24 protein-coding genes and 1 tRNA gene are annotated in these 22,502 nt (G+C 57.1%); 22 read left to right on the forward strand and 3 right to left on the reverse strand.

The window, feature by feature from the left end; translation table 11 throughout:
- Positions 1–58: 58 nt before the first annotated feature.
- The 3 genes from VX159_RS04930 (at position 59) to VX159_RS04940 (ending at position 3,331) form a co-directional block, all read left to right on the forward strand.
- A complete protein-coding gene (locus VX159_RS04930; RefSeq protein ID WP_371324875.1) occupies positions 59–970 on the forward strand; it encodes an NAD kinase in 912 nt (303 codons plus the stop codon).
- A complete protein-coding gene (recN, locus tag VX159_RS04935) occupies positions 970–2,631 on the forward strand; it encodes a DNA repair protein RecN (RefSeq protein WP_371324876.1) in 1,662 nt (553 codons plus the stop codon). Before VX159_RS04930 ends, recN begins: the two co-directional genes overlap by 1 nt.
- Before the next feature lie 154 nt (positions 2,632–2,785).
- A complete protein-coding gene (locus VX159_RS04940) occupies positions 2,786–3,331 on the forward strand; it encodes a putative metalloprotease CJM1_0395 family protein (protein ID WP_371324877.1) in 546 nt (181 codons plus the stop codon).
- Between the two features lie 6 nt (positions 3,332–3,337).
- Here the strand turns inward: VX159_RS04940 and VX159_RS04945 are convergent, their stop codons facing one another.
- Both VX159_RS04945 and fur read right to left on the reverse strand, forming a co-directional pair.
- The gene (locus tag VX159_RS04945) at positions 3,338–3,937 is read right to left on the reverse strand and encodes a TMEM165/GDT1 family protein (RefSeq protein ID WP_371324878.1); all 600 of its coding nucleotides are present in this window, start codon (positions 3,935–3,937) and stop codon (positions 3,338–3,340) included.
- Positions 3,938–3,944: 7 nt separating this feature from the next.
- On the reverse strand, positions 3,945–4,382 hold the full coding sequence (gene fur, locus VX159_RS04950; protein ID WP_371324879.1) for a ferric iron uptake transcriptional regulator: 438 nt from the start codon (positions 4,380–4,382) through the stop codon (positions 3,945–3,947).
- Positions 4,383–4,478: 96 nt separating this feature from the next.
- On the opposite strand from fur, the gene VX159_RS04955 reads away from it, so the two are divergent.
- The 6 genes from VX159_RS04955 (at position 4,479) to VX159_RS04980 (ending at position 11,318) form a co-directional block, all read left to right on the forward strand.
- The gene (locus tag VX159_RS04955; RefSeq protein WP_371324880.1) at positions 4,479–4,961 is read left to right on the forward strand and encodes an outer membrane protein assembly factor BamE; all 483 of its coding nucleotides are present in this window, start codon (positions 4,479–4,481) and stop codon (positions 4,959–4,961) included.
- 1 nt (position 4,962) lies between these two features.
- Positions 4,963–5,769, forward strand: a complete 807-nt coding sequence (dapB, locus tag VX159_RS04960; protein ID WP_371324881.1) for a 4-hydroxy-tetrahydrodipicolinate reductase — start codon at positions 4,963–4,965, stop codon at positions 5,767–5,769.
- A gap of 107 nt (positions 5,770–5,876) precedes the next feature.
- Positions 5,877–7,067 (forward strand): glutamine-hydrolyzing carbamoyl-phosphate synthase small subunit, encoded by a 1,191-nt coding sequence (gene carA, locus VX159_RS04965; protein ID WP_371324882.1) that lies wholly within the window; start codon positions 5,877–5,879, stop codon positions 7,065–7,067.
- Positions 7,068–7,091: 24 nt separating this feature from the next.
- The gene (gene carB, locus VX159_RS04970) at positions 7,092–10,298 is read left to right on the forward strand and encodes a carbamoyl-phosphate synthase large subunit (protein ID WP_371324883.1); all 3,207 of its coding nucleotides are present in this window, start codon (positions 7,092–7,094) and stop codon (positions 10,296–10,298) included.
- A gap of 65 nt (positions 10,299–10,363) precedes the next feature.
- Entirely contained in the window at positions 10,364–10,840 is a 477-nt protein-coding gene (gene greA / locus VX159_RS04975) for a transcription elongation factor GreA (RefSeq protein ID WP_371324884.1), read from the forward strand.
- 4 nt (positions 10,841–10,844) lie between these two features.
- On the forward strand, positions 10,845–11,318 hold the full coding sequence (locus VX159_RS04980; RefSeq protein ID WP_371324885.1) for a DUF4149 domain-containing protein: 474 nt from the start codon (positions 10,845–10,847) through the stop codon (positions 11,316–11,318).
- Here VX159_RS04980 and VX159_RS04985 read toward each other — a convergent pair.
- The gene (locus VX159_RS04985) at positions 11,315–11,656 is read right to left on the reverse strand and encodes a YhbY family RNA-binding protein (protein WP_371324886.1); all 342 of its coding nucleotides are present in this window, start codon (positions 11,654–11,656) and stop codon (positions 11,315–11,317) included. The genes VX159_RS04980 and VX159_RS04985 overlap by 4 nt on opposite strands.
- Before the next feature lie 34 nt (positions 11,657–11,690).
- Here VX159_RS04985 and rlmE point away from each other — a divergent pair, with 34 nt between their 5' ends.
- The 13 genes from rlmE (at position 11,691) to nuoF (ending at position 22,468) form a co-directional block, all read left to right on the forward strand.
- Entirely contained in the window at positions 11,691–12,308 is a 618-nt protein-coding gene (gene rlmE / locus VX159_RS04990; protein WP_371324887.1) for a 23S rRNA (uridine(2552)-2'-O)-methyltransferase RlmE, read from the forward strand.
- Positions 12,309–12,363: 55 nt separating this feature from the next.
- On the forward strand, positions 12,364–14,247 hold the full coding sequence (gene ftsH / locus VX159_RS04995; protein WP_371324888.1) for an ATP-dependent zinc metalloprotease FtsH: 1,884 nt from the start codon (positions 12,364–12,366) through the stop codon (positions 14,245–14,247).
- 107 nt (positions 14,248–14,354) lie between these two features.
- The gene (gene folP, locus VX159_RS05000; RefSeq protein WP_371325492.1) at positions 14,355–15,146 is read left to right on the forward strand and encodes a dihydropteroate synthase; all 792 of its coding nucleotides are present in this window, start codon (positions 14,355–14,357) and stop codon (positions 15,144–15,146) included.
- Entirely contained in the window at positions 15,139–16,512 is a 1,374-nt protein-coding gene (gene glmM, locus VX159_RS05005; protein WP_371324889.1) for a phosphoglucosamine mutase, read from the forward strand. Before folP ends, glmM begins: the two co-directional genes overlap by 8 nt.
- Before the next feature lie 94 nt (positions 16,513–16,606).
- A complete protein-coding gene (gene tpiA, locus VX159_RS05010) occupies positions 16,607–17,356 on the forward strand; it encodes a triose-phosphate isomerase (RefSeq protein ID WP_371325493.1) in 750 nt (249 codons plus the stop codon).
- 13 nt (positions 17,357–17,369) lie between these two features.
- Positions 17,370–17,741 carry a preprotein translocase subunit SecG gene (secG, locus tag VX159_RS05015; RefSeq protein WP_371324890.1) on the forward strand — a complete coding sequence of 124 codons (372 nt, stop codon included), beginning with the start codon at positions 17,370–17,372 and terminating at the stop codon, positions 17,739–17,741.
- Between the two features lie 51 nt (positions 17,742–17,792).
- Positions 17,793–17,877, forward strand: a tRNA-Leu gene (locus VX159_RS05020).
- Between the two features lie 58 nt (positions 17,878–17,935).
- A complete protein-coding gene (locus VX159_RS05025; RefSeq protein ID WP_371324891.1) occupies positions 17,936–18,310 on the forward strand; it encodes an NADH-quinone oxidoreductase subunit A in 375 nt (124 codons plus the stop codon).
- Between the two features lie 9 nt (positions 18,311–18,319).
- A complete protein-coding gene (locus VX159_RS05030) occupies positions 18,320–18,796 on the forward strand; it encodes an NADH-quinone oxidoreductase subunit B family protein (RefSeq protein WP_290893201.1) in 477 nt (158 codons plus the stop codon).
- 19 nt (positions 18,797–18,815) lie between these two features.
- The gene (locus tag VX159_RS05035) at positions 18,816–19,421 is read left to right on the forward strand and encodes an NADH-quinone oxidoreductase subunit C (protein ID WP_371324892.1); all 606 of its coding nucleotides are present in this window, start codon (positions 18,816–18,818) and stop codon (positions 19,419–19,421) included.
- A complete protein-coding gene (locus tag VX159_RS05040) occupies positions 19,414–20,667 on the forward strand; it encodes an NADH-quinone oxidoreductase subunit D (protein ID WP_371324893.1) in 1,254 nt (417 codons plus the stop codon). Before VX159_RS05035 ends, VX159_RS05040 begins: the two co-directional genes overlap by 8 nt.
- Positions 20,667–21,140: an NADH-quinone oxidoreductase subunit NuoE gene (gene nuoE / locus VX159_RS05045; RefSeq protein WP_371324894.1), complete on the forward strand. Its 474-nt coding sequence runs from the start codon at positions 20,667–20,669 to the stop codon at positions 21,138–21,140. The genes VX159_RS05040 and nuoE overlap by 1 nt, the downstream gene beginning before the upstream one ends.
- Complete coding sequence (gene nuoF / locus VX159_RS05050; protein WP_371324895.1) at positions 21,140–22,468, forward strand: NADH-quinone oxidoreductase subunit NuoF; 1,329 nt, start codon at positions 21,140–21,142, stop codon at positions 22,466–22,468. The genes nuoE and nuoF overlap by 1 nt, the downstream gene beginning before the upstream one ends.
- The last annotated feature ends 34 nt before the right edge of the window (positions 22,469–22,502 follow it).

Raw genomic sequence — 22,502 nt, forward strand, 5'->3', positions numbered from 1 at the left:
ATTGTACAAAAAACATGGGCAGACGCAGCAAGCGCTTTTTGTGCAAGAATTCGCCCCCATGATTAGAAGCTATGCTTCCCTTCGTCCCCCGCGCACCATCGCCCTGATCGGCCGTTACCACAGTCCGGAAATCGCAGAGTCCCTGCGCCGGCTGGCAGAGTATCTGCACGAACGGGGTGTTTCCGTTTTCGTTGAGCGCGAGACGGCCGAAAACATTGGCCGCCTGGTCGATCTGGCGCGTTGGGTGACTTGCGGTTTCAACGATATCGGGGCCCATGCCGATCTTGCCATCGTCTTGGGTGGCGACGGCACCATGCTGAATGCCGCCCGGCGGCTGGCACGTTACGGGGTGCCGCTGGTCGGGGTTAATCAGGGGCGGTTGGGGTTCATGACCGACATCGGTCGTGACGATATGCTGACCTGCATGGACGATCTGCTCGACGGGCGGTTTACGCCCGAGAAGCGGATGCTGCTCGCTGCCGAGATCGTGCGCCAGGGGCGCGAGATCGCCAGCAATATGGCACTTAACGACGTGGTGATCGACAAGGGTGCCATCGGCCGGATGATCGAGTTCGAACTCTTCATCGACGGCGAGTTCATTTACAACCTGCGCTCCGATGGTCTGATCGTTTCCACGCCGACCGGCTCCACCGCTTATTCGCTGTCGGCTGGCGGGCCGATCCTGCATCCGACGTTGACCGGCATCGCGCTGGTGCCCTTGTGCCCGCACGCCTTGAGCAACCGTCCGATCATTGTCAATGACAGCGCCGAAATCGAATTGCGGATCGCCAATGCCGACGATGCGCGGGCGCATTTCGACGGCCAGGTTACGCTTGATCTGCAGCCGGACGATTGCATCCGGCTGCGCCGTTCCGAATACACCATTTGTCTGCTCCATCCGCCGGGCTACAGCTATTTTGCGATGTTGCGGCAGAAACTGCATTGGAGCGAACGTCCCAAGGGGGTTTGATGCTGCGCAGTCTGTCGATTCGTGATTTCGTGATTGTTGATCGGCTGGAGTTGGAGTTTTCTTCCGGGTTCGGTGCATTGACCGGTGAAACCGGGGCTGGCAAGTCGATTCTGATTGACGCTTTAGCCTTGGCCCTTGGCGAGCGAGCTGACGCTGGCGTGGTCCGGGCAGGGCGTGAGCGTGCCGAGGTGGGAGCGGTCTTTGATATTTCGGCTCAGCCCGAAGTTGCCGAATGGTTGGCGGCCCATGATTTCTCGCACGACGACGAATTGCTGCTGCGGCGTGTGATCGATGCGGGCGGGCGCTCCCGGGCGTATATCAATGGTTCTTCCGCCACTGCCCAGCAGTTGCGCGAAGTAGGTGACTGGTTGGTCGATATCCACGGTCAACACGCGCATCAATCGCTTTTGCGGCCGGACGCCCAGCGTCAATTATTCGATCAGCACGCTGGCTTGTCCGGGCTGGTGATGCAGTTGGGTGAAACCTGGCGGGCCTGGCGAGCTGCGCGGCAGACGCTGGAGCAGGCGACTCACGACGCCGAGAGTCTGCAACGCGAGCGCGAGCAACTCGAGTGGCAGGTGGCTGAACTTGAACGTTTGGCTTTTACGGTCGACGAATGGAATCAGCTCGAAATCGAGCAGCGCCGTCTGGGGCATGCGGCTGGTTTGATGGCCGGTGCACAATTCGCGCTGGAGGTGCTGGCTGGCGAAGAAGTTGCGTGCGAAAAGCAGGTCGATAGCGCGGTAGCCCGCTTGCAGGGTGTGGCCGAGTTCGATCCGGCGCTTGCCGAGGTTGCCGCTTTGCTGGAGTCGGTGCAGGCCGAACTGGGTGAGGCGGTGTCCCAGCTGCAACGCTATCTGGATCGAGTTGATCTTGACCCGGAGCGTCTAAGCGAGGTTGAGCAGCGGATTGATGCCATTTTGGCGCAGGCGCGTCGTCAGCGTGTGACGCCGGCGGAGTTGCCGGCATTATTGATCGGTTGGCAGCGGCGATTGGGCGAGTTGCAGGCCGCGGCTGACCTGGAGTTGTTGCAATCGCGTGTGGTTGCGACCGAAGCTGCCTATCGTGCCTTGGCGGGACAGTTGTCCGAGGCTCGCCGGGCTGCGGCGGTTGAAGTTGGTCGGGCCGTCAGTGCAACCATGCAGCAGTTGGCGCTGGCCTCCGGTCGTTTTGAAGTCGCTCTGCTGGAAGTCGAGCGACCGGCTCCCTTTGGCCTGGAGCAGGTTGAGTTCCGGATCGGCGGACTGGCTGGCAATGAAGCCAGGCCCTTGGCCAAGGTGGCTTCAGGGGGCGAGTTATCGCGTATCAGTCTGGCAATTCAGGTTTTGACTTCGCGTTCAGCCAAGGTTCCAACCCTGATTTTTGACGAAGTCGATGTCGGGATCGGTGGAGGGGTAGCCGAGATTGTCGGGCGGTTGTTGCGACAACTTGGAGCGGAGCGCCAGGTGCTTTGCGTGACTCATTTGCCGCAGGTTGCGGCCCGGGCCAACTGGCAGTGGCAGGTAGCCAAGTCGCGTCAGGGTGAGGAGGTGGTTAGTTCGATCTACCCGCTGGGCGAACAGGAGCGGATTGGTGAAATTGCCCGCATGCTCGGCGGGGTTGAGTTGACTGAAATCACTCTGGCACATGCGCGCGAATTGCTGGCCCTAGAAACCATTTGATTGGTTTCGGCTAGTAGCGGGGCTATAGTCAATACGAGTTTTTGGTTTCTGTCGGACACGTTTGGCCTGACCCAAATGGTGGGTTTTATTTCATTCGCCTGAGGTTTTGGCCTGGCTGGGCCTGGCGCCACCTCCTTCTGCAGATCGTGTTTCCATGTCTGTTGCCTATCCTGTTTCAATTTCGTTAGCCTGGCCGTCAGGTGTCCCCCTCGCTGGGCGTGCATCCAGTGGTTCCGGTCGAGGGCGGGAAGGGGTTGATGAGGCGCAGCAACTGGTTCGCTTGGCGGCTGTTGATCGCAAGGTTCGAGCTCATGAGCAGGCTCATCAGGCGGCTGGTGCGGGGCTGGCCGGTAGTGCCAGTTATCAATATCAGCGGGGGCCTGATGGCCGGCAATATGCTGTCGCCGGAGAAGTGGCGATTAGTATGGCGCCCGGCCGTACTCCGGGTGAAACACTGGCCAGGGCAGAGCAGGTACAGGCGGCGGCATTGGCGCCTGCCGATCCGTCGGCGCAGGACCGTTCAGTGGCAGCGCAGGCGGCGCGCATGGCGCAGGAAGCAAGGCGCGAACAGGCACGGGCCGAAGACGCGGGGGCAGGTACCGAGTCGGCAGCACGCGATCCGTTTGCGCTGCACGGTGTGGCTGCCTATCGTCAGATGGGTGGCGGTCTGGTGCCGCCAGCCGTCGAGGCTTGGGCTTGAGGCAGCTCAGAACAGGCGGCTGAGGGCGAAGGCCGCAAGCAGCAGGAACAGCGCACCACTGACGCGATGAATCCAGGCCAGTGGCAAGCGCTTGAGCCAGCGTCGCCCAGCGTAAATTCCGATCAGCGAGGTGCCGGCCAGGGCCAGGGTGGCACCACACCAGACAGCGGTAGTGGCTTGTGTGCTGCTGAGGCCAGCAACGGCAATTTGCGTTTTGTCGCCAAATTCGGCGAGAAAAATCAGCAGGAAAGTTGTGGCAAAAATTCCGTGTCCCGGCTTGTCCGGGCAGGCTTCCTCCTCGTCATCCTCCTGGTAGCGCAAGGCGCTGATGCCGAAGGCGGCAAAGAGAGTTGCGACAGCTGCAGTGATCAGCCATTCGGGAAGCCAGGCTGCAACTGCAGCGCCGAATAATGTGGCCAGCAGGTTGAGCAGGGCAAAGGCGGAGAGGGCCCCGGCTGCTACCGGTAGTCCTCGGTGGCGTGCGGCCAGCGTCATGCAGACCAGCTGACTTTTATCGCCGAATTCCGCCAGGGTGATCAGCGCAAAGCTGGTGCCTGCCGATGCCAGCCACTGGCTGGCTGCGTTGCCTGTACTTAAATCGGGCATCGCTGTATCAGTTGTCCTTGTCCTGGCGGTGCGGGCAGGCGCTCTTGGTGCATTGAGCGTATAGGTATAAAGCGTGGTCCTGGATGGCAAAACCGCGCTCTTCGGCAATCGCATTCTGCCGGCGCTCGATTTCCGGGTCGTAAAATTCTTCGACGCGGCCGCAGTTGATGCAAACCAGGTGGTCGTGGTGTTTGCCGCGGTTGATTTCGAATACGGCCTTGCCTGACTCGAAGAAATGTCGTTCAAGGAGGCCGGCTTGTTCAAACTGGGTTAGCACGCGGTAGACGGTGGCCAGGCCAATATCCATGTTTTCCGCTATCAATAGGCGGTAAACGTCTTCTGCTGCCAAGTGTCGCTGGGTGCTGTTCTCGAACAGTTCGAGAATTTTCAGGCGGGGGAAAGTGGCTTTCAGCCCGATGTTTTTCAGGCTTTGCGCGTCGCTCATCTTGTATTTTTTCCGGAAATCAGTGGCTCTGGGCCGTTGGGGATTTCGGGTATGATATAACGCTTCCCCGTCGTTTGAGAAACTCCGGAATTGAGCATGCCTTTATTTCGCCCGTTGTTTACGCTTGGTTTTTGCCTGTCGATTGCAGCTTGTTCCTACAAGCCTGCTTTCGTCAGCGAATACAAGATTGATGTTCAGCAGGGCAATGTCCTGTCGCAGGAAATGGTGGCGCAACTGAAGCCTGGGCTTACCCGCGATCAGGTTCGTTACGTGCTGGGTACGCCACTGGTGGCGGATATTTTCCATCAGCAACGCTGGGATTATGTCTATCGTTACCGCAATGGTCAGACGGAGCAGGTTGAGACTCGCAAGCTGGCTCTCTTTTTCGACGGTGATAATCGTCTTGAGCGGGTTGCGGGTGACGTTGAGGTGGCTGCAGTAGCCGATTTGGTTGCGCCGGTGGCTCGCAATCGGGTCGTCGATCTGGGCTCCATCTCGCCGGAGGCTGCGGCGAAGGGCTTGCCACCAAGTGAAGAGCAGGGCTATTTGCGCCGTTTGATGAATATGATTGGTTTGTAAAATGACTGTACCGCGGATTGGAATTGTGGGCGCCAGTGGGCGCATGGGACGGATGCTGATCGAGGCTGTGCTCAAGGATGAGCGGGTGGTGCTCGGGGCGGCCTTCGATTTGCCCGGTAGTCCGGCGGTTGGCAAGAGCGCTGGTGAACTGGTTGGGATGGCTGCTCCGGTGCTGGTCAGTGACGATCTGGTCGGCGGTATGGCAGCAATTGATTGTCTGATTGACTTTACTCGGCCGGAAGGGACTTTGCGGCATCTTGAGTTGTGTCGTCAGGCGGGGGTGGCCATTGTTATCGGGACGACCGGTTTCGAGGCAGAGGGCAAGGCGGCGATTGCCAAGGCAGCAGAAGACATTCCTGTGGTTTTTGCTCCCAATATGGCCGTTGGGGTCAATCTGGTTTTCAAGTTGCTTGATACGGCTGCCCGGATTTTGAGTCAGGGCTACGATATCGAAATCGTCGAGGCTCACCACCGCATGAAAATCGACGCGCCCTCTGGTACGGCGTTGCGCATGGGTGAGGTCATTGCCGGGGCGCTGGAGCGTGACCTCAAGGCGTGTGCGGTCTATGGGCGCGAAGGCGTGACCGGTGAGCGCGATCCTTCCACCATTGGTTTTGCGACGGTGCGGGGCGGAGATATTGTTGGTGACCATACGGTTATGTTCTGTGGCCTCGGCGAACGGGTCGAGGTGACCCATAAGGCGAGTAGTCGCATGCCTTATGCTCTCGGTAGCTTGCGGGCAGCGCGTTTTCTTGCTGGGCGCAAAAATGGCTTGTTCGATATGCAGGATGTACTCGGTTTGCGTTGATTGGCTGGCTTTTTCCGGTGTTCGATTTGCCTGAGGGTGGGCTTTTCGGCTAAAATTGGAAGGTTTGAAAGTACAAGCGGGGAGGCGAAAGCCTTCCCGCTTGGCGCATGAATAAGCTGAAATTCCCAGGAGAGCCGGTCGTGTCCTTGTTGCCCTCATTTTCCCCCGCCATTCTTGCCCTTGCCGACGGTACGGTCTTTCGCGGCCAGTCCATCGGCGCTGACGGCGTCACCAGCGGCGAAGTGGTATTCAATACTGCCATGTCGGGGTATCAGGAAATCCTTACCGATCCTTCCTATTGCCGTCAGATTGTGACGCTGACCTATCCGCATATCGGCAATACCGGCTGCAATGCGGAAGATTTTGAATCCAATGCGAACTACGCTGCTGGGCTGGTCATTCGTGATCTACCGCGGCGTGCTTCCAATTGGCGTTGTCAGGACGATTTGTCGTCCTATTTGAAAAAGCACGGCATTGTTGCCATCGCCGGGATTGATACCCGCAAGCTGACCCGCATTCTCCGTGAAAAGGGGGCTCAGGCTGGTTGTATTCTGGCCGGCGAAGCTGATGAGTCGAAGGCGCTGGCCATGGCTCGGGCCTTCCCGGGGTTGGCCGGGATGGATCTGGCCAAGGTTGTTTCAGCCAAGGAAGGCTATCTCTGGAACGAGGCTGAGTGGACCCTGCAGGGTTACAAGCAGCGTGCCGAAGAGCGTTTCCATGTCGTTGCTTACGACTTTGGAGTCAAGCGAAATATCCTGCGCATGTTGGCCGAACGTGGGGTCAAGCTGACCGTTGTGCCGGCCCAGACCCCTGCGGCCGACGTGCTGGCAATGAAGCCGGATGGCGTCTTCCTGTCGAATGGTCCGGGCGATCCCGAGCCTTGTGAGTACGCGATTGCTGCCATTCGTGAATTCCTTGAGCGCGGAGTGCCGACCTTCGGTATCTGCCTGGGGCATCAGTTGCTGGCGCTTGCTTCCGGCGCCAAGACCCTGAAGATGAAATTCGGGCACCACGGCGCCAACCATCCGGTCAAAGACATGGATACCGGTCAGGTGTTGATCACCAGCCAGAACCACGGCTTTGCAGTTGATGCCGATTCATTGCCCGCCAATCTGCGTCCTACCCACGTCTCGTTGTTCGACGGTTCCCTGCAAGGCATTGCGCGCACCGACGTGCCGGCCTTCTCCTTTCAGGGGCATCCGGAAGCCAGCCCCGGTCCGCATGATGTGGCCTACCTTTTCGACCGCTTCCTCGACTGCATGACGCGTGGCGTCGCTGCGTTGAATCCCGCGCAATAAGCGGCACAGAGAGAGATACACAAGATGCCGAAACGTACAGATATTCAAAGTATTCTCATCATTGGCGCCGGCCCGATCATCATCGGTCAGGCGTGCGAATTCGACTACTCCGGCGCCCAGGCCTGCAAGGCCCTGCGCGAAGAGGGTTACAAGGTCATCCTGGTGAACTCCAACCCAGCGACGATCATGACCGACCCGGAAATGGCCGACGTTACCTACATTGAGCCGATCACCTGGCAAGTCGTTGCCAAGATCATCGAGAAGGAGCGCCCGGACGCGCTGCTGCCGACCATGGGCGGCCAGACCGCACTGAACTGCGCGCTTGACCTCGACCGTGAAGGCGTCCTCGAGAAATTTGGCGTGGAGCTGATCGGTGCTTCCAAGGAAGCCATCGACAAGGCCGAAGACCGCCAGAAGTTCAAGGACGCGATGACCAAGATCGGTCTCGGTTCCGCCCGCTCGGCCACCGCCCACAGCATGGAAGAGGCCTACCAGGTGCAGGCTGCCATCGGCTTCCCGACTATTATTCGTCCCTCCTTTACGCTCGGCGGCACGGGCGGCGGCATTGCCTACAACATGGAAGAGTTCGAGACCATCTGCAAGCGCGGTCTCGAAGCTTCGCCGACCAACGAGTTGTTGATCGAAGAATCGCTGCTCGGCTGGAAGGAATACGAGATGGAAGTGGTTCGCGACAAGGCGGACAACTGCATCATCGTCTGCTCGATCGAAAACCTCGATCCGATGGGGGTGCACACCGGCGACTCGATTACCGTTGCACCGGCCCAAACGCTGACCGACAAGGAATACCAGCTGCTTCGTAACGCCTCGATCGCTGTGCTGCGCGAAATCGGCGTCGATACCGGTGGTTCCAACGTGCAGTTCTCGATCAATCCGAAGGATGGTCGCTGCATCGTCATCGAAATGAACCCGCGCGTCTCGCGTTCGTCGGCGCTGGCCTCCAAGGCCACTGGCTTCCCGATCGCCAAGATCGCCGCCAAGCTGTCGGTTGGCTACACGCTCGACGAGCTGACCAACGACATCACCGGCGGCAAGACCCCGGCGTCGTTCGAGCCGTCGATCGACTACGTCGTGACCAAGGTGCCGCGTTTCGCCTTCGAGAAGTTCCCGCAGGCTGATTCGACGCTGACCACCCAGATGAAGTCGGTTGGCGAAGTGATGGCCATGGGCCGCACCTTCCAGGAGTCGCTGCAGAAGGCCTTGCGTGGTCTCGAAGTCGGCGTCGATGGCTTCAACCTGAAGTCGGTCGATCCGGAAACCATCGACGAGCAATTGGCGCGTCCGTCGCCGGATCGCCTGTGGTACGTCGCCGATGCTTTCGGCGTCGGTATGTCGGTGGAAAAGGTATTCGAACTGACCAAGATCGATCCGTGGTTCCTAGTTCAGATCAAGGAAATTGTCGACCTCGAGTTGGCAGTGGAAAAGCGCGAATTTTTGTCGTTGACCGCAGAAGAGCTGCGTTTCCTGAAAAAGAAGGGGTTCTCCGACCGTCGCTTGGCCTACCTGCTGAAGACGACCGAGTCCGAGTTCCGCAAGCGTCGCCACGAGCTGAACGTGCGCCCGGTCTATAAGCGCGTCGATACCTGCGCGGCTGAATTCTCGACTAACACTGCTTACATGTACTCGACCTATGAGGATGAGTGCGAGGCCAATCCGACCGACAAGAAAAAGATCATGGTGTTGGGCGGTGGCCCGAACCGTATCGGTCAGGGTATCGAATTCGACTACTGCTGCGTTCATGCCGCGATGGCGATGCGCGAAGACGGGTACGAGACCATCATGGTCAACTGCAACCCGGAAACCGTCTCGACCGACTACGACACCTCCGACCGTCTGTACTTCGAGCCGCTGACGCTGGAAGACGTGCTGGAAATCTGCGCCATCGAAAAGCCGGAGGGCGTCATCGTCCAGTACGGCGGCCAGACCCCGCTGAAGCTGGCCCTGGCGCTGGAAGCCAACGGCGTGCCGATTATCGGTACGACGCCCGAATCCATCGACATCGCCGAAGATCGCGAGCGCTTCCAGAAGCTGCTGCACGATCTTGGCCTCAAGCAGCCGCCCAACCGCACCGCGCGCACCGAAGAGGAAGCGCTGCGCCTGGCTGCCGAAATCGGCTATCCGCTGGTCGTTCGTCCGTCCTACGTGCTGGGTGGACGCGCCATGGAAATCGTCCATGAGCAGAAGGACCTTGAGCGCTACATGCGCGAAGCGGTGAAGGTTTCCAACGATTCGCCGGTGCTGCTCGACCGCTTCCTGAACGACGCGGTGGAGTGCGATGTTGATGCGCTCTCCGATGGTGAGGAAGTGATCATCGGTGGCGTCATGGAGCACATCGAACAAGCCGGTGTGCACTCCGGCGATTCGGCCTGCTCGCTGCCGCCGTATTCACTGTCTGCCGCTGTGCAGGACGAACTTCGCCGCCAGACCAAGCTGATGGCCAAGGCGCTCAACGTCTGCGGTCTGATGAACGTGCAGTTCGCGATCAAGGACAACGAGGTCTATGTGCTGGAAGTGAATCCGCGCGCTTCGCGTACCGTGCCCTACGTTTCCAAGGCAACCGGTCTCCAGCTGGCCAAAATCGCTGCTCGCTGTATGGCGGGCAAGAGCCTGAAGGCACAGGGGATTACTAAGGAGGTTGTGCCTCCGTATTTCTCGGTCAAGGAAGCTGTTTTCCCCTTCGTCAAATTCCCGGGGGTGGACACTATTCTCGGTCCGGAAATGAAGTCGACTGGCGAAGTGATGGGCGTTGGTACCAGCTTTGCCGAGGCCTTTGTCAAGTCGCAGCTGGCTGCTGGAGTGAAGTTGCCGAAGACCGGCAAGGTCTTCCTGTCGGTCAAGGATAGCGACAAGGCCAAGGCGGTCGAGATCGCTCGCCATCTCCATGAAGCGGGTTTCCAGTTGGTTGCTTCGCGCGGTACGGCCAAGGCCATCGAGGCTGCAGGGCTGCCGGTGCAGCAGGTGAACAAAGTCACTGAAGGCCGTCCGCATATCGTTGATATGATCAAGAACGATGAAATCGCTCTGATCATCAATACCGTCGAGGAAAAGCGCGGCGCGATCAACGACTCCCGTTCGATCCGGACTTCAGGCCTGCAGGCGCGAGTTACGATGTACACCACGATCTGGGGGGCTGAAGCCGCCGCCGAGGGGATTCGCAACCGTGCCGAGCTGGAAGTCTATTCCATCCAGTCGCTGCACGGACAACTGCAGTAATCGTTGTTTCAGCCGCCGGGTCGCCCTTGTGGGCGCCGGCGGTTTTGCTTTTTCGAGGGAAAAAGATGAATAAAGTACCGTTGACCGTAAAAGGTGCTGAAAAGCTGCGTGAAGAGCTGCATCGGCTGAAAACTGTCGAGCGTCCAAACGTGATCGCAGCGATCGCTGAGGCACGTTCGCATGGCGATCTGTCGGAAAATGCCGAGTACGATGCCGCCAAGGAGCGTCAGGGTTTTATCGAGGGGCGCATCCAGGAAGTCGAAGGCAAGCTTTCCAATGCGCAGATCATTGATCCAAAACTGCTCGATGCCGATGGCCGTTGCGTTTTTGGTGCTACCGTCGAAATGGAGGATCAGGACTCCGGTGATACGGTTACCTATCAGATCGTCGGCGAAGATGAGGCCGATATCAAGGATGGCAAGATTTCAGTCAGTTCTCCTCTGGCTCGTGCGCTGATTGGAAAATATTCGGGTGATATTGCGCAAGTTCAGGCCCCGGGTGGTTTGCGCGAATACGAAATTCTCGACGTTCGCTACGAGTAAATTCGTGCAGCGGCATTTTTCGGACTGGCTTCGTGGGCCGCTGCTAATTGTGTGGGTAGGTAGTCTGTGGGTAGTGGGCTACCTGGTGGTGCCCCAGTTGTTTGTATTGTTGCCTGATCGGGTCATGGCCGGACGGGTTGCAGGCGAGTTGCTGCGAATGGCAGCCTGGGTTGGCTTGGTGCTCGCACCCCCGGTGCTTTTTTCACTTTGGCCAAGGGGGCCGGGGCGTGGTTGGCGACAGCGTTTTCCCTTGGTGTTGCTCGTTTTATTGATTGTCGCGGGCCATGTTGTGAGCTTGGCTTTGCTGCAGCCAGAAATGCTTGCGCTGAAAGCGGCGGTGGCGCCGCTTGATGTCATGCAAAGCCCGCTTCGCGAGCAGTTTGTCCGCTGGCACGGTGCAGCCAGCGGAGTCTATCTGTTGCAAAGCCTAGTGGCCTTGCTCGTGGTCGTCCGCTACGGCGGTGCCAGTCGGATTTAGCCTTGAAAGCTACGTTTGGTCCGGCGCGGTGCCGCACGGCGTGGCTTGCTAGGGGCCTTGTTTTCTTCCGGTTCCGGGCGCCAGACGACCAGCAGTTTGCCGATATGTTGTACCGGTGCAGCACCCAGCTCGGCGCAAATCTGCTCATAGTAGGCGATGCGGTCTTCCCGGCTGTCGCCATAAACACGAATTTTGATCAGTTCATGGGCTTTCAGGCAGACATCGATTTCGCGCATGACCGCATCAGTCAATCCGTTTTCAGAAATCGAAACCACTGGGTTCAGGCTGTGGGCGCGGGCTTTCAATTCCCGGCGCTCGATAGGCGATAATTGCAGCATTGTTTAAAACCTTTCAAAAACCGTATTTTACCGAATGAAAAGAACCCGGACCAGCAAGGCGTGGATGCAGGAGCACGTCAACGACCCTTATGTGCAGTTGGCGAAGAAGGAAGGCTGGCGTTCGCGGGCTGCTTTCAAGCTGATGGAGATTGACGATAAGGATAAATTACTGCGCCGTGGCGAGGTGGTTGTCGACCTTGGCGCCACCCCAGGGGGGTGGTCGCAGGTGGCCGTCAAGCGGGTTGGTGGCGAGGGGTTGGTGATCGCTCTGGATTTGTTGGAAATGGAACCTCTGCATGGCGTGCACTTCATTCAGGGGGATTTTCGTGAGGATGATGTGCTCGAACGCCTGGAGGCCTGCGTTGGTGAGCGCCAGGTTGGTCTGGTGATGTCGGACATGGCTCCCAATATGTCCGGGGTGCCGCTGGTTGATCAGGCCAGGGTGATGCATCTGGCGGAACTGGGTCTGGAGTTTTCCCGGGCGCATTTGAAACCGGATGGGGCTTTCCTGGTCAAAGTGTTTCAGGGTAGTGATTACGAGGCGTTTTTGCGCCTGATGCGCGAGACTTTCAAGACCGTTCAGGTGCGTAAGCCGGATGCTTCGCGTGATCGCAGTCCGGAGTTGTATTTGCTGGGTCGTGTCTTGCGTTGAAAGTTTTGTTTAGAATGTCGTCTTTTCGCTCGACGTTGGATAGAGGAGAGCAGGCTTGAACAACATGTTCAAAAATCTTGCGGTCTGGCTGGTGATCGGCCTGGTGTTGATGACCGTTTTCAACCAGTTCAATAACCGGCAGGTTCCGAACGGTTCGATCGAGTATTCCCAGTTCATCGAAGAGGTGAAGCAGGGGCGGATTGCCAAGGTGGTGATGGAGGGGCGTACCCTGAAGGCCACCACTTCCGAAGGCAAGCGGATTACGTCGTATGCGCCGCCGGATCTGTGGCTGGTTTCCGACCTGCTCAAAAATGGGGTGAAAATCGAAGCCAAACCCGAAGAAGAGCCATCTTTTCTGATGAATCTCTTCGTCAGTTGGTTCCCGATGTTGCTTCTGATCGGGGTTTGGGTGTTCTTCATGCGGCAGATGCAGGGCGGTGGCAAGGGCGGTGCTTTTTCTTTCGGGAAGTCCCGCGCACGGATGATGGACGAAGCGCAGAACACCATTACCTTTGTTGATGTCGCTGGTTGCGATGAAGCCAAGGAGGAAGTTCAGGAGTTGGTCGACTTCCTGCGCGATCCATCCAAATTCCAGAAGCTGGGTGGCCGCATTCCTAAGGGGGTCCTGATGGTCGGCAATCCGGGAACCGGCAAGACCCTGCTGGCGAAGGCTATTGCTGGTGAAGCCAAGGTGCCGTTCTTCAGCATTTCCGGTTCCGATTTCGTCGAGATGTTTGTCGGCGTCGGCGCGGCGCGAGTTCGCGACATGTTTGAAAATGCCAAAAAACACGCACCATGCATTATCTTCATCGATGAAATCGATGCGGTTGGTCGTCATCGTGGTGCCGGTCTTGGTGGCGGTAATGATGAGCGCGAACAGACCCTGAACCAATTGCTGGTTGAGATGGATGGCTTCGAAGGCCATACCGGGATCATTGTGATTGCAGCCACTAACCGTCCTGATATTCTCGACCCGGCGCTGTTGCGTCCGGGGCGTTTTGACCGCCAGGTCGTGGTGCCGCTGCCGGATATTCGTGGTCGCGAGGAAATTCTCAAGGTGCACATGCGCAAGGTTCCGATTGCCGGTGATGTCAAGGCAGACATCATTGCGCGCGGTACGCCGGGTTTTTCCGGTGCCGATCTCGCGAACTTGGTGAACGAGGCAGCGTTGTTCGCGGCCCGCGGGAACAAGCGTCTGGTCGACATGGAGGATTTTGAGAAGGCCAAGGACAAGATCATGATGGGGGCCGAGCGCCGCAGCATGGTTATGACCGAGGAAGAGAAGATGAACACGGCTTACCACGAGTCAGGCCATGCCGTAGTTGCCAAGCTGGTCCCGAAGTCGGATCCGGTGCATAAGGTGACGATCATCCCGCGCGGACGCGCACTCGGCTTGACCATGCAGTTGCCGGAACAGGATCGGTATGCTTACGACAAGGAGTATCTGTTGTCGAGGATCGCGGTTCTGTTTGGTGGCCGGATTGCCGAAGAGTTGTTCATGAATCAGATGACTACCGGCGCTTCTAACGACTTTGAGCGTGCTACCTCGATGGCCCGGGATATGGTGACTCGTTACGGGATGTCGGATCTCGGTGTCATGGTCTATGGCGAGAATGAAGGCGAGGTGTTCCTCGGCCGGTCAGTGACTCAGCACAAGAATGTTTCCGAGGCGACGATGCAGAAGGTTGACGCAGAAATCGCAAGGATCATTGATCAGCAGTATGCACTTGCGCGCAAGTTGCTCGATGAGAACCGCGACAAGGTCGAGGCGATGACCAAAGCGTTGCTGGATTGGGAGACCATCGATGCCGAACAGATTGACGACATTATGGCCGGGCGTCCGCCGCGTCCGCCCAAGCCTTCTGGTGGCAAGGCGGTGGGCGGTAGTGGCGGAGGTGGTTCGCCGGACGCCGAACCCAGCGCAACACCGGCGGTCTGAGTTTCAGTAATACTCGCCGGGAGTCTTGGACTCCCGGTTTTTCTTTTGTGGAGTTCCTTTTGCTGCACTGTGGAAAGTATCGTTTATCGCTAGAGCGCCCGTTGGTAATGGGAATTGTCAATTTGACGCCCGATTCGTTTTCCGGTGATGGCGTGGGGGCTGTATCCGTTGCTGCTGCGCTGGCGCATGCCCGTGCGCAGTTGGAGGCGGGGGCCGATATTCTCGATCTCGGCGCTGAGTCATCCCGTCCGGGGGCTCCAGCGGTGACAGCTAAGGATGAATTGGCGCGTTTGTTGCCTGTGCTGCGCGAGGTAGTTACCTGGGGGGTTCCTGTCTCTGTCGATACCTACAAGCCGGAGGTAATGGAGGCTGCATTGGCCGCAGGTTGCGCGATGATTAATGACATCTCCGGCATGCGCAGCCCGGAGGCCTTGGCGGTTGTCGCCGGGGCGGATTGCGGTATCTGCGTGATGCATATGCAGGGCGTGCCGGGGAGTATGCAGGATGCCCCTAGTTATGTCGATGTGCTTGGGGAGGTGAATTCCGAGTTGTTGGCGGCTGTCGCCCGATGTCGCGAAGCTGGGGTCGATGATGCGCGTTTGGTGTTGGATCCTGGTTTTGGTTTCGGCAAGACCGCAGCGCACAATTTTTCGCTTTTTCGCGGGTTGACCGTGACTGCTGCGCTGGGGTGGCCTGTATTGGTTGGGGTTTCCCGAAAGAGCATGCTGGGCGCAGTCACCGGGCGACCGGTTGAGGAGAGATTGTCAGCCAGCGTAGTTGCGGCTGCCTTGGCTGCTCAGAAGGGGGCGGCGATTCTGAGGGTGCATGACGTGGCGGCAACCTGCGATGCCTTGAAGGTTTTGCGGGCGGTTGAGGAATGTGGGGTGGAGAATGGCTAGGAAATATTTTGGGACCGATGGTGTTCGCGGGCGAGTTGGAGTATCTCCGATCACGCCGGATTTTGTTATGCGGCTGGGTTATGCGGCCGGGCGGGTATTGATTGAAGGCTCTGGTTTGCCCGGAGGTGAACGTCCGGCGGTATTGATCGGTAAGGATACGCGGCTTTCCGGCTATATGCTGGAATCAGCTTTGGAGGCCGGCTTCTCCGCCGCCGGGGTAGATGTCTGTCTGGTCGGGCCTTTGCCAACGCCGGCAATTGCTTACTTGACCCGAGCCTTGCGCTTGCAGGCGGGGGTGGTGATTTCTGCGTCCCATAATCCCTACGCGGATAATGGCATCAAGTTTTTTTCCGCGCAGGGGACCAAGTTGCCGGATGCGGTGGAGCTGGCGATTGAGGCTCGGGTAGATGCCCCGCTGGAGTGCGTCGCCTCGGCCGATCTCGGGCGGGCCAAGCGTATCGACGACGCCAGGGGTCGCTACATCGAGTTCTGCAAAAGCACCTTTCCGGCCGATCTTGATTTGCGCGGCATGAAGATTGTTGTCGATTGTGCGCATGGCGCAGCTTACCAGACCGCACCCAGCGTCTTTCATGAATTGGGGGCCGAGGTGATTGCTATCGGGGTGCAGCCCAATGGTCTGAATATTAACGAAGCTTGCGGTGCAACCTCTCCAGGGGCGCTGATCGAGGCGGTGCGGGCCTCTCGCGCAGATCTTGGGTTGGCATTGGATGGTGATGCTGACCGAATTCAGATGGTCGACGCCGAGGGGGGGCTGTACGACGGCGATCAGTTGCTTTATGCGATTGTCAGACAGCGCGCTGCCTCCGAGCCGGTGGCTGGTGTGGTTGGAACCCTGATGTCGAATCTGGCGCTTGAGCACGCCTTTGCGGAGATGGGTATTCCGTTTGCGAGGGCGGCTGTTGGCGACCGTTATGTGCTCGAAATGTTGCATGCCAAAGGCTGGATTTACGGAGGGGAAAGTTCCGGGCATATCTTGGCGCTTGATCGGCATAGCACTGGGGATGGGACTGTAGCTGCCTTGCAGGTTCTTGCGGCATTGCGCCTGCAGAAGTGCTCGCTGCGGGATTTGTTGGCAGATTTGCAGCTCTATCCCCAAAAAATGATCAACGTTCCGGCTCCACGCGGGTGCCGCTGGCAGGATTATTCTGAACTGGTGGCACGGGTTGGTATGGTTGAGACCCGGATGGCGGGGCGGGGGCGGGTTTTGCTTCGGGCTTCGGGTACCGAGCCCGTGCTGCGGGTGATGGTGGAGGGGCAGGACAGAGTTGAAGTCGAGGCTGCTGCCGTAGAGTTGGCTGAGGTTGCACGTAAGGCCTTGGTTGGGATGGATGGGGTTGCTGACTAACTGGCCGTCTTTTCACGTTGCTGGCCTTTCTTGACCCGCAAAATTTTGGCTCTGTATAATCGTCAGGTTTTTCCTGCGAAAAAGAGTGCAGATGATGCGTAAGAAGTTGGTGGCCGGGAATTGGAAAATGAACGGTTCGCTCGCCAAAAATCAGGTATTGCTCGATTCAGTGAAGCAAGGTCTGGCGAGCGCGCCCTGTGATGTTGCGGTTTTTCCACCGTTTCCCTATTTGCTCCCGGCGTTCGAGTCTCTGCGTGGTACGAGGGTGGCGATTGGGGCGCAGACCCTCAGTGAATATCCGGAGGGGGCCTATACCGGCGAAGTCTCTGCCGGCATGCTGAAGGAACTGGGGTGTGTTTATGTGCTAGTTGGGCATTCCGAGCGGCGTTCGCTGTTCGGAGAGTCGGATTCGACTGTGGCGGCCAAGTTCGTGGCGGCGTTGAGTGCCGGTTTGTTACCTGTCCTGTGTTTTGGAGAGACGCTGGCGGAACGTAATGCCGGGGTTGCGCTTGATGTTGTCAAGCGGCAGGTTCTTGCCGTTCTTGAGCGGTGTGGCGGAGTTTGGCCTGAGCAGGCGCTGCTGGCTTATGAGCCAGTCTGGGCGATTGGTACCGGATTGACGGCGACGCCCCTGCAGGCTCAGGAGGTCCATGCTTTTGCCCGATCATTGCTGGTGTCGGGTGTGGCGGAGAGAGATGCTGGTGTGCGTATTCTCTATGGCGGCAGTGTCAAGCCGCAAAATGCGGCTGAGTTGTTTGCGCAACCGGATATTGATGGTGGCCTGATTGGGGGTGCTTCCTTGCAGGCCGAAGACTTTTTGGGAATCTGCCGCGCGGCAGTTTAGAAGGGTGTAAGGCATGAACTGGTTTTTTTCCTTGGTATTGACGATCCATATTTTGGTCGCCTTGGCGATTGTCGGTCTGGTCCTGATGCAGCACGGCAAGGGGGCTGACATGGGGGCCGCGTTTGGCAGCGGTGCTTCCGGGAGCTTGTTTGGGGCTTCCGGTTCGGCCAATTTTCTTAGCCGGGCTACCGGTATTCTCGCAACCGTGTTCTTTTTGACTAGTCTGACCCTGGCTTATGTAGCGGCGGATAAGCCAAAAACGACTGGCAGTGTGATGCAGGACGCGGTACAATCGCAAGCTGTTCCGCAGGCTGCAGAGCAGTCCTCCGGGATGGCTGCTGCGGGGGTTGAAGGTGCCTCCAAGGCAGTGAATATTCCGAAGTAAAGCAGGCTTGTCCGGCTGGTGGGGAAATCTCCGGTCGGGCAATAAGGTTGTGCCGACGTGGTGAAATTGGTAGACACGCTATCTTGAGGGGGTAGTGGCGCAAGCTGTGCGAGTTCGAGTCTCGCCGTCGGCACCAATAATGAGCCAGGAGCTAGCTGCTGGCTTTGTATAAGAAACTGAACTAATGGCGGCGGATGATGGAAAACTACTTTCCTATCCTGATGTTCGTCCTGGTGGGGATTGCAATTGGTGTCTTGCCGGTTGCGATGGGCTTTTTGCTTGCCCCCAGTAGGCCGGATCCTGAAAAGCTCTCTCCCTACGAGTGCGGTTTTGAGGCTTTCGAAGATGCGCGCATGAAGTTTGATGTGCGCTATTACCTGATAGCCATTCTCTTCATCCTGTTTGATCTTGAAATCGCCTTTCTTTTTCCATGGGCGACGATTTTCAAGGATATTGTCGCTACCGACTCAATCAAGCTCTTTGGTTTTGTCGAGATGATGGTGTTTGTCGCCATTCTGGTCGTTGGCTATGTATATGCCTGGGCCAAGGGTGCGCTGGAATGGGAGTGAGGCCGGGCTATGGCGATTGAAGGCATTCTGCAGGAAGGCTTTGTCACGACGACGGCGGACAAGCTGATTAATTACATGCGCACCGGTTCGTTGTGGCCGATGACTTTTGGCCTTGCGTGCTGTGCCGTGGAGATGATCCACGCTGGTTGTTCACGTTATGACCTGGATCGTTTTGGTGTGGTTTTCCGCCCCAGTCCGCGTCAATCGGATGTGATGATTGTCGCAGGTACTTTGACGAACAAGATGGCTCCTGCCCTGCGCAAGGTCTACGATCAGATGGCTGAGCCGCGCTGGGTTATTTCGATGGGCTCCTGTGCCAATGGGGGGGGGTATTACCACTACTCCTATTCGGTGGTTCGTGGTTGTGATCGGATCGTGCCGGTTGATATTTATGTTCCGGGCTGTCCGCCGACTGCTGAAGCTTTGTTGTACGGCATCATTCAGTTGCAAAACAAGATTCGCCGCACTAACACCATTGCACGTTAATTATCAGGGCTGATTCGCTATGTCTGCTAAGTTGGAAGCGCTCTGCCAAAGCCTTCAGGATCGTTTCGGAGGGCAACTGAAGTCCATCGTCACAGCCTTGGGGGAAGTGACTGTCGAGGTCTCGGCGCAGGATTATTTGCAATTCATGCTTTCTTTGCGTGATGAGCAGGACTTTTCGTTCGAGGAAGTAACCGATCTCTGTGGTGTCGATTATTCGGCCTATGGTAACGGCTCCTGGCAGGGGCGGCGGTTTGCTGTTGTTGTTCATCTCTTATCTGTTCGGCATAATCGCCGTCTCCGCGTACGGGTCTTTGCCGAAGATGATGAGTTTCCTGTTGTGCCCTCGATCATCGGTGTGTGGAAGAGCGCAAATTGGTTTGAGCGGGAAGCCTTTGACTTGTTTGGGGTTGCCTTCCCGGGGCACGATGACCTTCGTCGTATCTTGACGGATTACGGCTTCATCGGTCACCCCTTCCGCAAGGATTTTCCGATTTCTGGGCATGTTGAAATGCGCTACGACCCTGATCAGGGGCGTGTCGTCTATCAGCCGGTCAGCATTGAACCGCGCGAGAATACGCCGCGTATCGTGCGTGAAGACACTTACGGGGATGTAGCACATGGCTGACATTCGCAACTTTACTCTCAACTTCGGTCCGCAACACCCTGCAGCGCACGGCGTTCTGCGCTTGGTGCTCGAGTTGGATGGGGAGGTGGTACAGCGGGCTGATCCACACATTGGTCTGCTTCATCGTGCGACCGAAAAGCTTGCAGAAACTCGCACCTGGGTTCAGTCTGTTCCTTACATGGATCGACTCGACTATGTGTCGATGATGTGCAACGAGCATGCGTACTGCTTGGCTACCGAAAAGCTTCTCGGCATCGAAGTGCCGGAGCGCGGTAAGTACATCCGTACGATGTTCGACGAAATTACCCGGATTCTGAACCATCTGCTGTGGATTGGTTGTCATGCGCTTGACGTGGGCGCGATGACCATGGCGCTTTATACTTTCCGTGAGCGCGAGGATTTGATGGATGCTTACGAGGCTGTTTCCGGTGCTCGTTTGCATGCTGCTTATTATCGGCCGGGTGGCGTTTATCGCGATCTTCCTGATCGTATGCCGCAGTACACCGAGTCTACTTGGACCAGCGCCAAGAAGGCTAAGGAATTGAACGAAAATCGCAGCGGTTCGCTGTTGGATTTTCTTGAAGATTTTACCGAGCGTTTTCCGAAATATCACTCTGAATACCACACGCTGTTGACCGATAACCGGATTTGGAAGCAGCGTCTGGTAAATGTTGGTGTGGTTAGCCCTGAGCGTGCGCTGCAGATGGGTTTCAGCGGAGCCATGCTGCGTGGCTCCGGGATTGCTTGGGATTTGCGCAAGAAGCAGCCCTATGCAGCCTATGACAAGGTTGATTTCGATGTGCCGGTCGGGGTAAATGGCGACAGCTATGATCGCTATTTGGTTCGCATGGAGGAAATGCTGCAGTCGAACCGGATCATTAAGCAATGTATCGATTGGTTGCGCAAGAATCCCGGTCCTGTCATTACTGATAACCACAAGGTTGCGCCTCCTAAGCGCGAGGACATGAAGTCCAATATGGAAGAGTTGATTCACCATTTCAAGCTCTTCACAGAAGGTATTCATGTTCCACCGGGTGAGGCGTATTCAGCTGTCGAACACCCCAAGGGGGAGTTTGGCATCTACTTCATTTCGGATGGTGCAAACAAACCTTACCGGATGAAGATTCGTGCCCCCGGCTACGTGCACCTTGCTGGTATGGATGAAATGTCGCGTGGTCACATGATCGCGGACGTTGTCACCATTATCGGTTCCCAAGATATCGTTTTTGGCGAGATTGACCGCTGATGTTTTCCGCTGAGACCCTGCAGAAGTTTGCCCGCGAAGTCGGCAAGTATCCGGCTGATCAAAAACAGTCGGCCGTGATGGCATGTCTTGCGCATGCACAGGAAGAGCTAGGCTGGCTTCCTTCCGAGGCGATTGAGGGGGTGGCCAATTATCTTGGCATTGCCCCAATGGCTGCTTATGAAGTGGCCTCCTTTTACAACATGTACGACCTGAAGCCTGTGGGGAAGTACAAGATCACCGTCTGCACCAATCTGCCGTGCGCGTTGTCCGGTGGTTACCATGCGGGTGAGTACCTTCAGAAAAAATTGGGTGTTGGTTACAACGAGACTACTCCCGATGGCAAATTCACTTTGAAGGAAGGCGAGTGCATGGGGGCTTGTGGGGATGCTCCGGTGTTTATTGTGAACAACCGCAGCATGTGTAGCCACATGCACCCAGAGCAGATCGACAAGTTGCTGGAGGAGTGCAAATAATGGCAATGCTTGGTTCGATCAACGGTCTTCTGATGGAAGGCCTAGACGGTGACAACACTTGGCGGTTGAAAGATTACGTTGCCCGCGGCGGCTATCAGCAACTGCGAAAAATCCTGGAAAATAAAATTTCCCAGGAGGAAGTGATTAGTGAAGTCAAGAAATCGGTTCTCCGCGGTCGTGGCGGTGCCGGTTTCCCGACTGGCTTGAAGTGGTCGTTCATGCCGCGTTCATTTCCGGGCGATAAGTACGTGGTTTGTAACACCGACGAAGGCGAGCCTGGTACCTTCAAAGATCGTGACATCATGCGGTACAACCCGCATGCTGTGATTGAGGGAATGGCCATCGCTGCGTATGCCATGGGGGCTAATCGTGGCTACAACTACGTTCACGGCGAAATCTGGGAGACTTATCAGCGTTTTGAAGAGGCGCTGGATGAGGCTAGGTCCGCAGGTTTCATTGGGCAGAACATTCTCGGGTCAGGGTTCAATTTCGAATTGTTTGCCCATCATGGCTACGGTGCCTACATCTGTGGCGAAGAAACCGCTCTGCTCGAATCGATCGAAGGAAAGAAGGGCCAGCCCCGGTTCAAGCCGCCTTTCCCCGCTTCTTTCGGCCTCTATGGCAAACCGACCACGATTAACAATACCGAGACGTTTGCCAGTATTCCTTTCATCCTGAAAACCGGCGGAGAAGAATATCTTAATCTTGGTAAGCCGAATAATGGTGGGACTAAACTTTTCTCTGTGTCCGGCCACGTTAACCGGCCCGGTAATTACGAGATTCCGCTAGGCACTCCGTTTTCCACCCTGCTGGAAATGTGTGGTGGGATGCGTGGCGGCCGCAAGCTCAAGGCGGTGATTCCTGGTGGATCATCCGCTCCGGTCTTGCCCGGCAATATCATGATGGACTGCACGATGGACTACGATTCGATCAGCAAGGCTGGTTCGATGCTCGGTTCCGGCGCAGTGATCGTGATGGATGAAACGGTGTGCATGGTCAAGGCGCTTGAGCGACTGTCCTTCTTCTACTACGAAGAGTCTTGCGGTCAATGTACGCCCTGTCGTGAAGGCACCGCATGGATGTACAAGATCATCCACCGCATCGAAAACGGGCTCGGGAAGCCTGAAGATTTGGATTTGCTGAACAGTGTGCTCGGCAATATTTCCGGTCGTACCATCTGCGCCCTGGGAGATGCAGCAGCATTTCCTGTGCAGAGTTTCCTTAAGCATTTCCGTAGCGAGTTCGAATACCACATCGAACAAAAAACCTGTCTGGTGCCAAAAGAATTGCAGTGGAGCGGTAGCGGCTTCCACAAGATTCCGGCCTGAACAAGGTTATTCGCAAGCGATAGATAACAAACTG

Source organism: Dechloromonas sp. ZY10, assembly GCF_041378895.1.
Taxonomy (GTDB): domain Bacteria; phylum Pseudomonadota; class Gammaproteobacteria; order Burkholderiales; family Rhodocyclaceae; genus Azonexus; species Azonexus aquae.

Excerpts from the sequence above, each read along its gene's own strand:
- VX159_RS04930 (WP_371324875.1), top strand. The coding sequence starts at position 59 with ATGATTAGAAGCTATGCTTCCCTTCGTCCCCCGCGCACCATCGCCCTG.
- recN (WP_371324876.1), top strand. The coding sequence starts at position 970 with ATGCTGCGCAGTCTGTCGATTCGTGATTTCGTGATTGTTGATCGGCTG.
- VX159_RS04940 (WP_371324877.1), top strand. The coding sequence starts at position 2,786 with ATGTCTGTTGCCTATCCTGTTTCAATTTCGTTAGCCTGGCCGTCAGGT.
- VX159_RS04945 (WP_371324878.1), bottom strand. The coding sequence starts at position 3,937 with ATGCCCGATTTAAGTACAGGCAACGCAGCCAGCCAGTGGCTGGCATCG.
- fur (WP_371324879.1), bottom strand. The coding sequence starts at position 4,382 with ATGAGCGACGCGCAAAGCCTGAAAAACATCGGGCTGAAAGCCACTTTC.
- VX159_RS04955 (WP_371324880.1), top strand. The coding sequence starts at position 4,479 with ATGCCTTTATTTCGCCCGTTGTTTACGCTTGGTTTTTGCCTGTCGATT.
- dapB (WP_371324881.1), top strand. The coding sequence starts at position 4,963 with ATGACTGTACCGCGGATTGGAATTGTGGGCGCCAGTGGGCGCATGGGA.
- carA (WP_371324882.1), top strand. The coding sequence starts at position 5,877 with ATGAATAAGCTGAAATTCCCAGGAGAGCCGGTCGTGTCCTTGTTGCCC.
- carB (WP_371324883.1), top strand. The coding sequence starts at position 7,092 with ATGCCGAAACGTACAGATATTCAAAGTATTCTCATCATTGGCGCCGGC.
- greA (WP_371324884.1), top strand. The coding sequence starts at position 10,364 with ATGAATAAAGTACCGTTGACCGTAAAAGGTGCTGAAAAGCTGCGTGAA.
- VX159_RS04985 (WP_371324886.1), bottom strand. The coding sequence starts at position 11,656 with ATGCTGCAATTATCGCCTATCGAGCGCCGGGAATTGAAAGCCCGCGCC.
- rlmE (WP_371324887.1), top strand. The coding sequence starts at position 11,691 with ATGAAAAGAACCCGGACCAGCAAGGCGTGGATGCAGGAGCACGTCAAC.
- folP (WP_371325492.1), top strand. The coding sequence starts at position 14,355 with ATGGGAATTGTCAATTTGACGCCCGATTCGTTTTCCGGTGATGGCGTG.
- glmM (WP_371324889.1), top strand. The coding sequence starts at position 15,139 with ATGGCTAGGAAATATTTTGGGACCGATGGTGTTCGCGGGCGAGTTGGA.
- tpiA (WP_371325493.1), top strand. The coding sequence starts at position 16,607 with ATGCGTAAGAAGTTGGTGGCCGGGAATTGGAAAATGAACGGTTCGCTC.
- secG (WP_371324890.1), top strand. The coding sequence starts at position 17,370 with ATGAACTGGTTTTTTTCCTTGGTATTGACGATCCATATTTTGGTCGCC.
- VX159_RS05025 (WP_371324891.1), top strand. The coding sequence starts at position 17,936 with ATGATGGAAAACTACTTTCCTATCCTGATGTTCGTCCTGGTGGGGATT.
- VX159_RS05030 (WP_290893201.1), top strand. The coding sequence starts at position 18,320 with ATGGCGATTGAAGGCATTCTGCAGGAAGGCTTTGTCACGACGACGGCG.
- VX159_RS05035 (WP_371324892.1), top strand. The coding sequence starts at position 18,816 with ATGTCTGCTAAGTTGGAAGCGCTCTGCCAAAGCCTTCAGGATCGTTTC.
- VX159_RS05040 (WP_371324893.1), top strand. The coding sequence starts at position 19,414 with ATGGCTGACATTCGCAACTTTACTCTCAACTTCGGTCCGCAACACCCT.
- nuoE (WP_371324894.1), top strand. The coding sequence starts at position 20,667 with ATGTTTTCCGCTGAGACCCTGCAGAAGTTTGCCCGCGAAGTCGGCAAG.
- nuoF (WP_371324895.1), top strand. The coding sequence starts at position 21,140 with ATGGCAATGCTTGGTTCGATCAACGGTCTTCTGATGGAAGGCCTAGAC.